The 15448-nt window shown below is 63.7% G+C and carries 15 protein-coding genes; 4 read left to right on the top strand and 11 right to left on the bottom strand.

Features of this window, described 5'->3' with window-relative positions; genetic code table 11:
* A partial coding sequence (locus Y703_RS19805) for a response regulator transcription factor (protein ID WP_216698899.1) occupies positions 1-473 on the bottom strand: 473 nt, incomplete at its 3' end.
* A gap of 174 nt (positions 474-647) precedes the next feature.
* Between Y703_RS19805 and moaA the strand changes: the two genes are divergently transcribed.
* Together moaA and Y703_RS0112710 are read left to right on the top strand one after the other, a co-directional pair.
* Positions 648-1727 (top strand): GTP 3',8-cyclase MoaA, encoded by a 1080-nt coding sequence (gene moaA / locus Y703_RS0112705; protein ID WP_051427560.1) that lies wholly within the window; start codon positions 648-650, stop codon positions 1725-1727.
* The gene (locus Y703_RS0112710; RefSeq protein WP_026553002.1) at positions 1728-1991 is read left to right on the top strand and encodes a MoaD/ThiS family protein; all 264 of its coding nucleotides are present in this window, start codon (positions 1728-1730) and stop codon (positions 1989-1991) included. It begins immediately after the preceding gene.
* 42 nt (positions 1992-2033) lie between these two features.
* Here Y703_RS0112710 and Y703_RS19810 read toward each other — a convergent pair whose 3' ends face one another.
* The 8 genes from Y703_RS19810 to truB form a co-directional block, all read right to left on the bottom strand.
* Complete coding sequence (locus Y703_RS19810; RefSeq protein ID WP_035765028.1) at positions 2034-3500, bottom strand: M16 family metallopeptidase; 1467 nt, start codon at positions 3498-3500, stop codon at positions 2034-2036.
* A 3-nt stretch (positions 3501-3503) separates the two neighbouring features.
* Positions 3504-5765 (bottom strand): polyribonucleotide nucleotidyltransferase, encoded by a 2262-nt coding sequence (locus Y703_RS0112720; protein ID WP_026553003.1) that lies wholly within the window; start codon positions 5763-5765, stop codon positions 3504-3506.
* 284 nt (positions 5766-6049) lie between these two features.
* Positions 6050-6319, bottom strand: coding sequence for a 30S ribosomal protein S15 (rpsO, locus tag Y703_RS0112725; RefSeq protein ID WP_026553004.1), 270 nt, complete (start codon positions 6317-6319; stop codon positions 6050-6052).
* Positions 6320-6438: 119 nt separating this feature from the next.
* The gene (locus tag Y703_RS0112730; RefSeq protein ID WP_026553005.1) at positions 6439-7431 is read right to left on the bottom strand and encodes a bifunctional riboflavin kinase/FAD synthetase; all 993 of its coding nucleotides are present in this window, start codon (positions 7429-7431) and stop codon (positions 6439-6441) included.
* Positions 7432-7496: 65 nt separating this feature from the next.
* A complete protein-coding gene (locus Y703_RS20970; RefSeq protein WP_051427561.1) occupies positions 7497-8162 on the bottom strand; it encodes a DUF4345 domain-containing protein in 666 nt (221 codons plus the stop codon).
* 62 nt (positions 8163-8224) lie between these two features.
* Entirely contained in the window at positions 8225-8695 is a 471-nt protein-coding gene (locus Y703_RS0112740) for a hypothetical protein (RefSeq protein WP_026553006.1), read from the bottom strand.
* Positions 8692-9063 carry a hypothetical protein gene (locus Y703_RS0112745; protein ID WP_026553007.1) on the bottom strand — a complete coding sequence of 124 codons (372 nt, stop codon included), beginning with the start codon at positions 9061-9063 and terminating at the stop codon, positions 8692-8694. The genes Y703_RS0112740 and Y703_RS0112745 overlap by 4 nt, the downstream gene beginning before the upstream one ends.
* Positions 9060-9965 (bottom strand): tRNA pseudouridine(55) synthase TruB, encoded by a 906-nt coding sequence (truB, locus tag Y703_RS0112750; protein ID WP_081743532.1) that lies wholly within the window; start codon positions 9963-9965, stop codon positions 9060-9062. Before truB ends, Y703_RS0112745 begins: the two co-directional genes overlap by 4 nt.
* Before the next feature lie 108 nt (positions 9966-10073).
* Between truB and Y703_RS0112755 the strand changes: the two genes are divergently transcribed.
* Together Y703_RS0112755 and Y703_RS19820 are read left to right on the top strand one after the other, a co-directional pair.
* Positions 10074-11273 carry a pyridoxal phosphate-dependent aminotransferase gene (locus Y703_RS0112755; RefSeq protein WP_026553009.1) on the top strand — a complete coding sequence of 400 codons (1200 nt, stop codon included), beginning with the start codon at positions 10074-10076 and terminating at the stop codon, positions 11271-11273.
* A gap of 184 nt (positions 11274-11457) precedes the next feature.
* Positions 11458-12645 (top strand): ScyD/ScyE family protein, encoded by a 1188-nt coding sequence (locus Y703_RS19820; protein WP_162148893.1) that lies wholly within the window; start codon positions 11458-11460, stop codon positions 12643-12645.
* 69 nt (positions 12646-12714) lie between these two features.
* Here Y703_RS19820 and rbfA read toward each other — a convergent pair whose 3' ends face one another.
* Positions 12715-13170: a 30S ribosome-binding factor RbfA gene (rbfA, locus tag Y703_RS0112765; RefSeq protein WP_026553010.1), complete on the bottom strand. Its 456-nt coding sequence runs from the start codon at positions 13168-13170 to the stop codon at positions 12715-12717.
* A gap of 118 nt (positions 13171-13288) precedes the next feature.
* A partial coding sequence (infB, locus tag Y703_RS19825) for a translation initiation factor IF-2 (RefSeq protein ID WP_035765031.1) occupies positions 13289-15448 on the bottom strand: 2160 nt, incomplete at its 5' end.

A 15448-nucleotide genomic window follows, 5' to 3' on the forward strand; every position in this document is an offset into this window, starting at 1 on the left:
CCGCCGACGTCGAGTGGCCGGTCTCGGCTGGAGCCCCTGCTGCTCCGGCGAAGCACTGACTTCACCCGGAGCACCAGTTCGCGGGGTGAGAAGGGTTTGGTCACATAGTCGTCGGCTCCCGCTTCCAACCCGTGGATGCGGTCGTCCTCGGTGCCGAGGGCTGTGAGCATGATGATGGGAAGGGTCCGCCCCGCCGGGAGCGCTGGAGCGGAACGGATTCGACGGCAGACCTCTACTCCGTCGAGGCCGGGAAGCATCCGGTCCAGAATCATCAGGTCCGGCCTGGTGCTTTCCGCGAGACGCAGTGCGGTGAAGCCATCCGTGGCTGTATCGACCCGGAAGCCCTCAGCCAGGAGGTAGTCGCGCACCACCTGGCGGATCGTTGACTCGTCCTCGACCAGCAGGATCCGCGTGTGCCCGGGCGCAGTGTCGCTGCAATCGGCGCTGCTGGGTACTCGCGAAGATGTGGACACCCGTCCATTCTAGATTTCGGTTCTCGCGTTACCGGTGCTTTTTACGGCAGGGAGGCAATTTGTCCATGTTCCGTAAGGTTTCCTGCTCCCGGGTGCACACCGGGACCGGTTCGCCGTGCGTGAATAGGGCACTACCGAATAGAGCCCCCGGATGAAAGGGCGTAACCTCGAAGGATGGGAATTGAACTCGGTATGCCGCACATCGGGGTCCAGCGTCCCACTGATGCCGGGCCAGGCCTGCTGGACAGCTTCGGCCGTAAAGCCACTGACATGCGCCTGTCGCTGACCGACAAATGTAATCTTCGGTGTACTTACTGCATGCCTGCTGAGGGTCTGGACTGGCTGCAAAAATCTGCTGTGCTCTCCCGCGAGGAGATCGTCAGGCTGGTGCGCATCGGAGTCGACTCGCTCGGTGTGCGGGAGCTGCGTCTCACCGGCGGTGAACCCCTGGTTCGTGCCGATCTGCTCCAGATCATCGGTGACATCCGCGCCAACCATGCAGACTTGCCAATCTCCATGACCACCAACGGGTTGGGTCTGGACAAGAAGGCACAGGCGCTCAAAGATGCAGGGCTGAGCCGGATCAACGTTTCAATGGACTCGCTCCACCCCGACACATTCGCTCAACTGACACGCCGCCCGTTCCTGGACCGGGTGCTGAAGGGCATTGAGGCAGCCGCGGAGGTGGGGCTGGGCCTGGTCAAGATCAACGCAGTCCTGATGCGCGGCATCAACGACCAGGAGGCGCCCGATCTGCTCGAGTGGGCTGTCTCAAAGGGTTTTGAGCTGCGCTTCATCGAGCAGATGCCCCTCGACGCCGACCACGGGTGGACCCGCGACGGCATGATCACTGCCCTCGAGATGCGGACACTGCTCGAGCAACAGTTTGTGCTGACCTCCGATCCTCGCAACCGCGACGGCGCCCCCGCCGAGCGTTGGGAGGTGAGGCGTATTGCTGCGCCGGACATCGTCGTCGGGACAGTTGGCATCATTGCCTCGGTGACCGAGCCGTTCTGCGCCGACTGCCGGCGGACCCGGGTCACTGCTGAAGGCAAGATCATGAGCTGCCTGTTCTCCCGCGAGGAGACTGACCTGCGGGACCTGTTGCGTTCCGACGCCGACGACGAGGCAATCGCCGCCCGCTGGCAGGATGCCATGTGGGCCAAGCCGAAAGCCCACGGGATGGGCCACGTCGGTCTGGGTTCGGACGACTTTGTCCAGCCTGACCGCAGCATGAGCGCGATTGGCGGCTAGATGCTGGTTCGATACTTTGGCGCGGCCCAGGCCGCAGCTGGTGTTGCTGAGGAGCGCCTCGACCTCGGCTCCGCGCCCCTTGAAACAGTCCTTGGGCAGATCACCGCCCGGTACCCCGTGGCGGTCAACCCGGGCGCCCCGTCGATGACACAGGTCATTGCACGCAGCAGTTTCCTGCTGAACGAGGTGTCGGCACGGGATCGCCACCGCGTGCTCGGCCCCGACGACGTCCTGGACATCCTGCCGCCCTTCGCCGGGGGCTAGCCAACCCTCTCGGCCTGGACTATCCCCCGTCGCGAGTGACCCTTAGAGGCCGAAGTCCGCTGGGGTGTCGAACGGGCCCACGACGGTGACGGTGCGCGGCGAGGCGGCCAGTTCAGCGGCCAGTTCGCGGACCTGTTCCCCGGTGACCGCGTTCACCCGAGCCAGCACCTCATCAAGACCGAGGAACTCCCCCGACACCAGTTCGGCCCGGCCAAGCCGGGACATCCGCGACCCGCTATCCTCAAGCGCCATCACCATGCCGCCGGAAAGCTGACCCACGGCCCGGCGCAACTCATCGGCTGAGATTCCGTCCGTGGCAAGCTTGTCCAACTCAGCGCCGAGCAGCTCAATCACCTGCCCGGTCTTCGCTGGTGAACAGCCCGCATACATGGCGAAGTAGCCGGCGTCAGCGTACGACGCCGAGAAGGAGTAGGTCGAATAGACCAGCCCCCGCTTCTCCCGGATTTCCTGGAACAACCGCGATGACATACCGCCGCCCAGCACAGCGTTCAGGACGCTCATGACGAACCGTCGCTCATCGGTCGCGGTGATCGACGGGCAGCCCACCAGGATGTTCGCCTGCTCCACCGCACGGCGGATCACTCGGATCCCGCCGGTACTTTCAATCGCGACCGGCGTATCGGACCGCCGGGCGGCGGGCAGTGCATCCTCGTCGAGGGTCCAGCCGGCGGTGCGCAGCGCGTCGAGCACCAGAGAACAGACCACTTCGTGGTCCAGTCCGCCTGCTGCGGTGACCACGAGCTCGGAGGGACAATAGTACCTGCGGTAGTGATCCAGTACCGACTCGCGGGGCACAGCCTTGATCGCGTCGGGGGTCCCACCGATGGGTCGGCCCAGTGGGTGGGACCCTAGGACGGCTTCAACGAATTCTTCGTGAGCGACGTCGGCGGGGTCGTCGCTGTCCATGGCGATTTCCTCAAGGATCACTTCACGTTCCTGCTCAAGTTCCTCGGCGTCGATGACGGCCGACGTCACCATGTCGGCGATCACGTCAATCGCCATCGGCAGGTCGGCATCAAGCACCCGGGCAAAGTAGCAGGTGTGCTCCTTCGCTGTCGCGGCGTTGGATTCACCGCCCACCTCGTCGAACGCCTCGGCAATTTCCAGCGCAGTGCGCCGGGTGGTGCCTTTGAAGAGCAGGTGTTCAAGGAAATGGGTGGAGCCGTGTTGGCCTTCGGCCTCGTCCCGGGATCCGACCCCCACCCAGAAACCGATGGTCGCCGACCGTTGGCCCGGCATCGCCTCGGTCAGCACCCGGACGCCGCCAGGGAGCACCGACCGGCGCACGACGGCGCCTCCGAGGGTCCCTGCGACAAGGGTCGGATCCTGGCCGGCGTCAGTGCCGTCCGCGTAGGGCGCGGGGGTGGGCACCAGCGGCAGGGCTATCGACGACGGCCCAGTACGATTCTCTCGTGAAACGGCCAACGGCCCTGCCCCCGACGCGATGTCGGGAACAGGGCCGGAGGCGTTGTTAGCTTGGACAGCCATTAGTTAGTTGTCGTCACCCTCTGTTGAAACTGCTGAAGCATCCTCAGCGGCAGCGTCGTCGGCGACCACTGGGGAGAGCGAAAGCTTTCCGCGGTCGTCGATCTTGGTGATTTCAACCTGGACCTTCTGGCCCACCGAAACAATGTCGTCGACGTTGTCGACGCGCTTGCCGTTGGCCAGCTTCCGCAGCTCGGAGATGTGCAGCAGCCCATCCTTGCCCGGGGTCAGCGACACGAACGCACCAAAGGTGGTGGTCTTGACGACAGTACCCAGGTAACGCTCGCCGATCTCAGGAACCTGAGGGTTTGCAATCGCGTTCACCGCGGCACGTGCAGCCTCAGCCGCACCACCGTTGGTTGCACCGATCAGGACGGTTCCGTCATCTTCGATGGAGATGTCGGCGCCGGTGTCTTCCTGGATCTGGTTGATCATCTTGCCCTTGGGGCCAATGACCTCGCCGATCTTGTCAACCGGGATCTTCACCGAGATGATGCGCGGCGCGAACTCGGAGAGCTCGTCCGGCACGTCGATAGCTGCCTCAAGGACACCCAGGATGTGCAGGCGGGCTTCGCGGGCCTGCTTCAGCGCTGCCGCCAGCACTGAGGCGGGGATTCCGTCGAGCTTGGTGTCCAGCTGGATGGCTGTGACGAACTCGGCGGTACCGGCAACCTTGAAGTCCATGTCACCGAAAGCATCTTCAGCGCCGAGGATGTCGGTCAGTGCCGCGTAGCGGGTCTGACCGTCAACGACGTCAGACACCAGGCCCATGGCGATACCAGCGACGGGTGCCTTCAGGGGCACACCGGCGTTGAGCAGCGACAGGGTTGAGGCACAGACTGAGCCCATCGACGTCGAGCCGTTGGAGCTCAGCGCCTCAGAGACCTGCCGGATCGCGTAAGGAAATTCTTCGCGGGTTGGCAGGACTGGCATGAGTGCGCGCTCAGCGAGGGCACCGTGACCGATTTCGCGGCGCTTCGGCGAACCGACGCGACCGGTTTCACCGGTGGAGTAGGGAGGGAAATTGTAGTTGTGCATGTAGCGCTTGCGCGTTACCGGCGACAACGAGTCAATCTGCTGCTCCATCTTGAGCATGTTCAGCGTGGTGATCCCCATGATCTGGGTTTCGCCGCGTTCGAAGATTGCCGAACCGTGGACACGAGGCAGTACCTCGACCTCTGCGGTGAGCTGACGGATGTCGCTCAGGCCGCGGCCGTCAATACGGATCTGGTCTTTCAGGATGCGCTGACGAACAACGCTCTTGGTGACCGACCGGAAAGCAGCTGAGAGCTCCTTTTCGCGGCCTTCGAACTGCCCGGCGAGGTCAGCCGTGACGCTGTCCTTGAGGGCATCGGAGGCGAGGTCGCGCTCTTTCTTGTCAGCGATCTGGAAGACCTCGGTCAGCTTGGCTGCTGCTGCCGACTCGACCGCCGCGAAGACGTCGTCCTGGTAGTCAAGGAAGACAGGGAAGTCAACTGTTGGCTTGGCGGCGCGGCCGGCAAGGTCAGCCTGGGCGTCACAGAGGGCGCGGATGTACGGCTTTGCCGCTTCCAGTCCGTCAGCGACGATCTCTTCGGTCGGAGCGGTGGCTCCGTCTTCCTTGATGAGCTTCCACGAGTTGTCGGTAGCTTCAGCTTCGACCATCATGATGGCGACGTCGTCGCCCTCGGGTCCGCTGACGACACGGCCGGCAACAACCATGTCGAAGACCGAGTTCTCCAGTTCGGAGTGCTTGGGGAAGGCGATCCACTGATCCTGGCCGCTGCCATCGGAAACGAGTGCCACGCGGACACCGCCGATGGGTCCCGAGAACGGGAGGCCGGAGAGCTGGGTGGACATCGAGGCCGCGTTGATCGCGACGACGTCGTACCGCACGTCGGGGTTGATCGCCAGGACGGTGACCACAATCTGGACCTCGTTGCGGAGGCCCTTCACGAAGGCCGGGCGCAACGGGCGGTCCATCAGCCTGCAGGCGAGGATCGCCTCGGTGGAGGGACGGCCTTCGCGGCGGAAGAAGGAGCCTGGGATCCTCCCTGCGGCGTACATGCGCTCTTCAACGTCGACGGTCAGGGGGAAGAAATCGAAGCCCTCGCGGGGGTGCTTGCCGGCAGTTGTTGCTGACAAGAGTGCCGTGTCTTCGTCGATGTACACCATTGCGGCGCCGGCTGCCTGCTGTGCAAGGCGGCCAGTTTCAAACCGTACAGTGCGCTTGCCGAACCGGCCGTTGTCAATAACGGCTTCGGCGAATTGAATTTCGGGACCCTCCATAGAGAGTCACCTCCGTTTCTGTTGTGCTGGCGCCGTGCCGGAACCTCATCACCGCTCTCAGCGGTGAATTTCGCATCCGGTCTTCGATCGAGATCCACGGGGACTCATGCGTGCCGAGCACTTGTCTGTGCTGCACGGCCGTCTGCTCCCGGAGACCACTACCGAGGACCGCGAATGCGCCGGTGCCTGCCTGGCTCCAATGTGTGTTGAGTTGTTCACGTGGCCGGAGGCCACATGTGGAAGGCGGCTCCTTCCCTCAGGAAGACGCCGCCCCACGTGCGTTGCTAGCGGCGCAGGCCGAGACGCCCAATGAGCGTACGGTAGCGCGTGATGTCGGTCCTGCGTAGGTAGTCCAGCAGACGACGACGGCGTCCAACCATCAAAAGCAGGCCACGGCGCGTGTGGTGGTCGTGCTTGTGCATCTTGAGGTGTTCGGTCAGGTCGAGAATACGGCGGGAGAGCATGGCAATCTGCACCTCAGGTGAGCCGGTGTCGGCTTCCCCGGTTGCATATTCCTTAATGATTTCCTGCTTGATAGCGGCGTCAAGGGCCACAATAAACTCCTAGAGTTGTACCGTGAACAAGTTCCCTGGTCGTGACGGCAGTTACCTGCACAGTCACAGACACAGAAAGACCCAGCCACCACGGACTGCAGCCGGATCCACGTCCGAGTTTACCTGCTGAGTCGTTGTTCTGTCGAAAGGACCTCGCGGGTCTGGTCGACGTCGAGTCGCATCTGGGCGATCAACGCATCCGGTCCGGTGTACGTCACCATCCCCCGGAGGCGCTTGGTAAACTCCACGACGACAATCTGTCCATAGAGGTCGAAGTCTGAGACCTCCTCCTGCGGCCGGTCGATCACGTGTGCTTCGACCTGCCGGTTCACCCCTTCGAACGTTGGATTCGATCCCACCGAGATAGCCGCAGGCCATCTGACGCCCGTTTCGTCGACAAGCCAGCCAGCGTAGATCCCATCGGCGGGAACGTATCCACCGGCGTCCGGGGACAGGTTGGCTGTCGGGTAACCCAGTTCCCGTCCACGGGCGGCGCCGTGGACCACCTCACCGCGCATCCGGTGCGCACGCCCGAGGATTCGCGCAGCGGTGGTGACGTCGCCGTCTTCGAGCGCTTCCCGCACCCAGGTGGAGGAACAGCGCCGGTCGCCGTCGGCCTCGGTGGGGTCGGTTGGACTGGCGCCGAAATCGTCGATGACAATTACCTCAAACCCGAGCTTCTGCCCGAGTTCACGCATGGTGCCAAGATCTCCGCTATTGTCACGACCGAACCGGACGTCGTGACCAATCACCACTGCACGCACATTCAAGGCGTCGACGAAGACCTCCTTGACGAACTCCTCCGGCGAGTTTGCTGCCAACTCCAGCGTGTAGTGCATCATCAACAGCGCCTGGATGCCGGTGGTGGCCAGTGTCTCAACGCGATCCTCGAGCCCCATGATGAGCTCCGGCGCCTGCTCGGGCCGGTGCACCTTCGCCGGGTGCGGTTCAAAGGAAATGACCACTGCAGCCGCGTGATGCGCTTCGGCTGCGGAAACCAGCTGGTGGAGCACCCGCTGGTGCCCGCAGTGGACGCCGTCAAAGTTGCCGATGGTGACCACCGATGGACCAAAACCATTCGGAACACTGGCCAGGTCAGTCCAGTAGTACACGCATCTCCTCTTTCGTTGCGGGCCGGTAAGACACCGGCCCGGGGTGGTTGGCGCCCAGGTCTGGGCTAGCCGCGCGCTGCGTATTCGTTGCGAATCTCAGTCGTCTTGGCGATGTACCTGTGCCACACGAGCAACGCCGCTGGGAAAGCGAGCTCGATGACCATCAGGATAATCATCAGGAAATGGGGTGTTCCGGAGAACGCCCAGGACAGGACACGGCCAATACCGCCGATGAACACCATCAGGCAGACCATCCACAGCATGTTGGCCCACTCGAACTTCACGCCGATCGTGATGAAAGCAGCACCCACGCCCACCATCATTGCCGCGAAGAACCGGAACTGGCTTTCGAGCGTTGGGCTGGGGCCTGAAATGTCGGTGTCGGGCAGGCCCGAGGTTCCAGTAATCAGGTAGTAAGCACCGAAGCCAGCAAGTACCAGGCCAACCAGGACGACCACCGTGCGGAAAACACCCCACTCCCCCTTGGGTGATTTAGTCTTGGCCGTCTCCTTCCCGCTCGTCGCAGCACTTTTGGGTGCCGGCGACGGCGTCCCCGCAGCGGTCTGGGGGCCAGCAGTGGACTTGGCACCGGCAGGGGTCCCCGGCTGGCTTGGAGTCTGGGGGCCAGCGGCGCGTGGCTGACCGGTGGCTGGCGCCCCCGGTTTGTCGCCGGAGACCGGGCGGGTGCTGTCCTGTGGCTTGCCTGCTGGGTGATTCTCTGGGCTGGACATGAGGCTTCCTTTATGTGGCGCTATAAAACTGAGTGGAAAACTGTGTTCCTGGTGTCATACTCTCACGCAGGGGGGCTGGATCGCTCGGTGGTTGGCTGCGTCACTCTGCCCGGTCTATTGAGATACAGCCACCAGAGGCCAAGCACCGGCAATAGCAACGGCACAAACCCATATCCCCGGCCGAACAAGGACCATACGGTATCGCTGGGGAACGCTGCAGGGTCGAGGAGGCTGAACAGCCCCACCGTCAGGACTCCGACCAGCTCAAGGCCCACCGCACCGACCGATATCCAGAACCAGCGCTTGCCAGGCATCGCCAGGGACACAGTGGCGAGCAGATAGACGCCGGCCGCGAAGGCGCTCAGCAGGTAGGCAAGCGGCGCCTCCGCAAACTTGGTCCCGATCTGGAAAGCTGCGCGTGCGGTTGCCGCGAGGGCGAAGACACCGTACACGGCAATGAGCAGGCGTCCGGGCCCGCTGTTGCGGTGCCGGGTCGGTGCTGCCGGCGCCTTGTCGCCAGTTGGGTTGTTCACAAGGGCACCCGATCCCAGATTTGTTCCATCCGGAACAGCATAACGAAGACGGTCACCCCGACGGCGCCAAGCACCAGGTTGCTCCACCTGCTCCGTTCAAGGATGGCCCACCAAAACCCCGCCAAGGGGATGCAGAGCGCCGTCAGAAGGTAGCCCCAAAACTCCCAGGCTTCCCCCGCAATTGCCTCACCGCCAGCCTGCCTGATGATCGCCGCAACACCGTAGACCAGGAGGATCAGCTCAACCGCTGCCACCGAAAGAATTGTGATGTCGTTGGGCGGCTGACGGATCACCGCGGCGCCCACGCAGATCACTGCTGACACCAGGCAAACAACTGCTCCAACGATGAAAAACCCATCAACGATCACTGGGCGGAGCCGTTCCCGGGTGCGAAGACCAACAGGGGGCGGGCCCGGTCTGACGAGTTCTTAAGGAGGGCTACCAGGGTGCCGTCGGGGGCGAAGGCTGCCACCGTGCCGTCGTCGGGTCCGGCCGGGATGAACCGCCCGTGGGACAGGTCAAGCGCTTCACTGTCCGGGAGCTCGCGCGAGGTAAACAGCACACGCGCCGCGTCGTTGATCGGCAGCAGCCGGAGATCGGTTGCGAGTTCGTCGAGGGTGGCCGCCTGGTCCAGGGAATAGGGGCCCACCCGGGTGCGGCGGAGGGCGGTCAGGTGCCCTCCAACCCCCAGCGAACTGCCCAGGTCACGGGCCAGGGCCCGGATGTAGGTTCCCGAACTGCAGTCGATTGTGGCGTCGACATCCTGCAGCGACCCATCGCCTACGGACCGGATGTCGTGGATCTCGAACCCGTGAATGGTGACTGGGCGGGCAGCGAGCACCACGTCCTCGCCCGAGCGAACCCGGGTGTAGGCGCGCTGCCCATTGACCTTGATCGCGCTGACGCTGCTGGGGATCTGTGTGATTTCCCCGGTCAGGACGCCTGCGCCGGCACGAATAGCTTCGTCGGTCACCCCGGCGGCGCTGGCCGACGAGAGCACGTCACCCTCGGCGTCATCGGTCACGGTGGACTGCCCGAGCCGGATGGTGGCGGTGTACGTCTTTGAGGTACCCACCACATAGGTGAGCAGCCGGGTGGCCCGGTTGATGCCGACTACCAGCACCCCGGTTGCCATTGGATCGAGGGTCCCGGCGTGCCCCACCTTCCGGGTCCCTGCCAGCCCGCGCATTTTGCTCACTACGTCATGACTGGTCCAGCCCTGAGGCTTGTCCACGATAATCAGTCCTGAGTGGACCTGCCCGGAATTCACGCCTCTCAGTATAGGCGCGATGCGGAGGGGTTCCCGTTCGGCAGCGACCGCTCACTATTCGACTCATCGACAGTCCTCGTGTCATCGCAGCGGCGATACGCTTGCACAATGCCGAAGATCTCCCACCACGCCGATTCGCTCCCAGCCAACCAGATTCGCGAAATCACGCAGTCCGCCTGGGCGACGCCCGGCGCAATCGTGCTGAGCATTGGGGAACCGGGTTTTCCGGTGGCACGCCATGTGCTGGAAGCGGGGATGGCGGCTCTGGATCGGGATGAGACGAACTACACACCGAACGCTGGCATTGCACCCCTGCGGGAGGCATTCGCCGCACGGTTCAGTGCCAACAATTGTGGTGCAGTGGATTCTGAACGGGTGTACGTGACCGCCGGGGCGCAGCAGGGTCTGCATCTGGCAATGAGTCTGCTGCTCGACGTCGGCGATGAGGTGCTGATCCCGAATCCCGGCTATCCCACGTTCGGCATGACCGCCCGGCTGCTCCACGCGGTCCCGGTGGAGTACCCGCTGCGCCCCGAACACGGATTCCAACCGCGGGTTGAGGACCTGCAGTCACTCCTCGGACCCCGCACCCGCGTTCTGGTCCTCAACTCACCGTCGAACCCTCTGGGTGCGGTGTTCAGTGAGGACCTGACGCGTTCCCTGATGGAGTTCGCACGGGTCCACGATCTATGGGTCATCTCGGATGAGTGCTACGAATCGTTCACCTACGACGTCGCTCACGTCAGCCCTGCGCGCTTCGACGGCAGCCGCGCCGTCGACACCGGAGGTACCCCCGAGACGGCAGCACGGGTCTTCACCTCAGTCACCCTGTCCAAGACCTACGGTCTCACCGGAATCCGGGTCGGGGCGTTGATCACACCACCCGGGATGCAGCAGCGGCTCGACAATGTCATGGAATCGATCGTGTCCTGTGTCGCTGCGTCGTCGCAGTATTCAGCGCTGGCGGCCCTGACCGGCCCGCAGGACTATGTCGAGACGGCCCTGGGTCACTATCGCAGCAACCGTGATGCGGCGTCGGCAGTCCTGACCTCCCTGGGCATCAACTTCCTGGACGCCCAGGGCGCGTTCTACCTGTGGGCCGATCTGTCCCACGCTACCGACGGGGACGTACGGAGTTGGGTCCACCGCCTGCTCCGAGAGCGCGGCGTTGCGGTGGCGCCGGGCACGGCGTTCGGCTCGATCGGCGAGGGCTGGATCCGTATCTCGCTCTGCGGCGATTCAGCCGAACTCATCGAGGGCCTGTCCCGCCTACCAGCACGGGACGTTGGCACCGTCCTGGGCCGCTGACGACTCGCACCTTGCTGATCTTTACATAGTTTTTCGCTGGGTCTATGCTGTGAATGCTTTCGACAGCTTTCCCTTCTCTGGGCGGCGTCCGCGCGGACGAGTGTGGACCATGGGGCGCACGGCGTAGGTGTCGGAACAGGGTCTCGCTTTGAACGTCATCGTCAACGTCGAGGAGAGATACACAGTGAAGAAAGCATCTACTGCCGCGCTTGCGACTATCGCGCTGGCGGCCACTCTGGGGCTGGGAGCTGGCCCTGCTCATTCCTGGGGGAACACCAAGCCCTTACCGACGCCGGGCACGGCCGCCACCCTCGCCGATGGGTTGCTGTCACCCCTGAGGATTGCCCTCGGCCAGGGGAAGTCGGTCGACGTCGCCCAGTCGTTTGCCGGGTCGGTGGATCGGATCAGGTCGGACGGGTCGATCCAGCAGCTCGATGCCATGCCTGGGTACTCCTCCGGTTCCGTCTCACGGTTCGGTGGGACCACCTATTACACCATGACAGTTGGGGCTGGCGAGGGGGTGCCGGCAGCCAACCAATCGCTGCTGAAGTCAATCGACCGGAAAGGGAACGTCAGGACGATCACGGACATCGCTGAGTACGAGCGCGCGGCGAATCCCGACGGCGGAACCATCTACGGGTTCAGGGACCTCGATGAGGAATGCCTTGCGGCGCAGGTGAATCTGGGTCCATTCGCCAGGTATCAGGGGGCGCCGGACTCGAACCCCTACGCCACTGTGGCCTTCGGACGCCATGTCCTGGTGGCCGACGCCGGTGCCAACGCAATCTTCAAGGTAGACCGCAGGGGGAACGTGTCGACAGTGGCTGTCCTCCCAGCTATTCCGGTCGAGATCACCGAGGAGAATGCAATGGCACTCGGGATCAATCCATGCGCCGTCGGCTTCACCTATTATCTGGAGCCGGTGCCAACGGACATCGAATATGGGTGGAACGGCAAACTGTATGTGACATCGCTACCGGGCGGACCCGAGGATCCCTCTCTGGGCGCCCTGGGGTCGGTGTTCAGCGTCAATCCAATCAGTGGCAAGACCAAACTGGTAGCCAGCGGGCTGGCCTCCCCCACGGGGGTAGCTGTGGATGGCCGAGGGAACATCTACGTGGCTGAGCTGTTCGCCAATCGGATTTCAGTAATCCCCCGAGGGTCATCCGCGGCGCAGCCGCTTCTTGAAACGACCCTGCCTGGCGACGTCGAACTACGTGGGTCAACCCTGTACGCCACCACCGATGTGCTCCCCGGTGAGGGAACCCCTCCGGACGGGAAGGTGATCAGGGTGAAGCTGCAGGGCGGACATGGTTGGGACAGGTCGGGGGCTGAGCCCACCGGTGACAAGGCCGACGCGAACCAGGACTAATTAGCACCTGAGCTGCAACGCCGGAGGGCGGGTCCACAACTGCGGACCCGCCCTCCTGCGTTGTGCCCGCTACTTAGACGTGGCGACGTCGTTCTCGTCGTCGTCCTCTTCCGGCTTGCGGTAGGGATCAGCATCGCCGGCGAACGTTGCCCCTTGAGCGATTGCCGCAACCTCCGCGTCACGTTCACGCGCGGTGCGCAGCAGCTCTTCGAGGTGGCTCGCGTTGACCGGGATCTCGTCGGGGACGAATTCGAGTGTCGGGGTGAGCCGCGCGGTGATGTTCCGACCTACCTCAGACCGCAGCACCCCACGGGCCGATTCGAGCGCAATGCGGGTGGCAGCTTGTTCGTCAGCGTCGCCGAACACCGTGTAGTACAGGGTGGCGTGCTGGAGGTCGTTCGTCACACGCGCATCCGTGATGGTCACTGCCTCGAGCCGTGGATCCTTTACCCGACGACGCAATGCCTCAGCGACAATAACCTTAATCCGTTGTGCGAGCCGTGAGGCCCGTGCCGGATCTGCCATAACTAACTCCTCTTGCCTAACTTCCACACAAAAATAAGGGACGACTACGAAGGTCAAGCGTGCGTGCGAAGTGGGCAAGGGCCGCCAGATTTCTCCGGCGGCCCTTGCCACAACCTAACTAGACGCGCGGCTTCTCACGCATCTCGTAGGTTTCAACAATGTCGCCTTCCTTGACATCGTTGAACGACCCAAGACCGATACCACATTCGAAGTCCGTACGGACCTCAGTGGCATCGTCCTTGAAGCGACGCAGGGACTCGACGGTGAGGTTGTCGCCGACAACCGTACCGTCGCGGACCAGGCGCGCCTTGGCGTTCCTGCGGATGACGCCGGAGCGAACGATCGAACCGGCGATGTTGCCGAACTTGGAGGACCTGAACACTTCCCGGATCTCTGCAGTGCCGAGCTGCGCCTCTTCGTACTCTGGCTTGAGCATGCCCTTGAGAGCTGCCTCAATGTCGTCAATCGCTGCGTAGATGACCGTGTAGAAGCGCATGTCGACACCCTCGCGGTCGGCAAGGTCTGCCACCCGTTCGGCTGGCCGCACATTGAACCCGATGATGATCGCCGAGTCCACTGTCGCCAGGTTGACGTCGTTCTGCGTGATGGCGCCGACACCGCGGTGAATAACCCGCAGTGCAACTCCATCGCCCACATCGATCTTGAGCAGCGAGTCCTCGAGCGCCTCGACAGCACCTGAGACGTCGCCCTTGAGGATGAGGTTGAGCGTATCGACCTTGCCAGCTGCAACTGCCTGATCGAAGTCCTCGAGACTGATGCGCTTGCGGCGCTTCGCCAGGGCCGCGTTACGGTCGGCTGCTTCGCGCTTCTCAGCGATCTGGCGGCCGGTCCGCTCGTCCGGCGTCACCAGGAAGGTGTCACCGGCGCGAGGCACAGTCGAGAGGCCCAGAACCTGCACCGGGCGGGACGGGCCAGCAACCATCACGTTGTCGCCGTCCTCGTTGAACATGGCGCGGACGCGTCCGTGGGCCACACCGGCAACGATCGTGTCGCCCACATTCAACGTTCCTGACTGAACCAGAACAGTTGCAACCGCACCGCGACCCTTATCCAGGTTCGCTTCAATCGCGATACCGCGGGCGTCCTTGTTCGGGTTGGCTCGCATGTCGAGTGCCGCGTCAGCGGTCAGCAGCACTGCCTCAAGCAGTTCGTCGATGCCTTCGCCCTTGAGCGCCGACACGTGAACGAACATGGTGTCGCCGCCGTATTCCTCAGGAACCAGACCGTATTCGGTGAGCTGCCCCTTGACCTTGTCAGGGTTGGCCCCCTCACGGTCCATCTTGTTCACTGCGACAACGATCGGCACATTGGCTGCCTGCGCGTGGTTCAGCGCCTCAACGGTCTGCGGCATCACGCCGTCGTCAGCTGCGACAACCAGCACCGCAATGTCGGTGACCTTGGCACCGCGGGCACGCATGGCGGTGAACGCCTCGTGACCGGGGGTGTCAATGAACGTGATGGCTCGTTCGGTGCCCTCATGCTCGTGGTCGATCTGGTAGGCACCGATGTGCTGGGTGATGCCGCCGTGTTCGGCGTCGACGACGTTCGACTTACGGATCGCGTCCAGCAGGCGGGTCTTACCATGGTCAACGTGACCCATGACGGTAACAACCGGCGGGCGAGCCTCAAGCTGAGTGTCGCCCTCGGCTTCGAGTTCGGCATCAAGGTCAATGTCGAAGTTCTCGAGCAGCTCGCGCTCCTCGTCCTCTGGCGAGACCACCTGGATCTTGTAGCCGAGTTCGGTCCCCAAAACGTCGAAAGTGCCTTCGTCGAGCGACTGGGTGGCGGTAGCCATTTCACCGAGGTGGAACAGAACCGTGACCAGTGCAGCCGGGTTCGCATCTATCTTCTCGGCGAACTCGGCGAGTGAGGAACCACGACGCAACCGGACAACCGTGTTGCCATCGCCGCGAGGTACGCTCACGCCGCCCAGGGACGGAGCTGACATCTGCTCCAGTTCCTGACGCTTCGCGCGCTTCGACTTGCGCTGCTTTCCGCGTCCCGCGCCGCCCTTACCAAAAGCACCGGCAGTGCCGCCGCGTCCGCGACCGCCCTTGCCGAAACCGCCACCAGCGGGTGCGCCTCCACCAGCACCGGGAGCGCCACCTGGGCCGCCACGGCCTGGGCCGCCACCGGGACGGGCAGCGCCACCGCGCCCGGGAGCTGCCGGACGTTCGGTGCGGTTAGGCATCATGCCCGGTGTGGGGCGTGAACCTGGCGTACCGGGAGCGCCGCCTGGGCGGCTAGCGCCTGGGCG

This window comes from Arthrobacter sp. H20 (assembly GCF_000520515.1).
GTDB lineage: Bacteria > Actinomycetota > Actinomycetes > Actinomycetales > Micrococcaceae > Arthrobacter_D.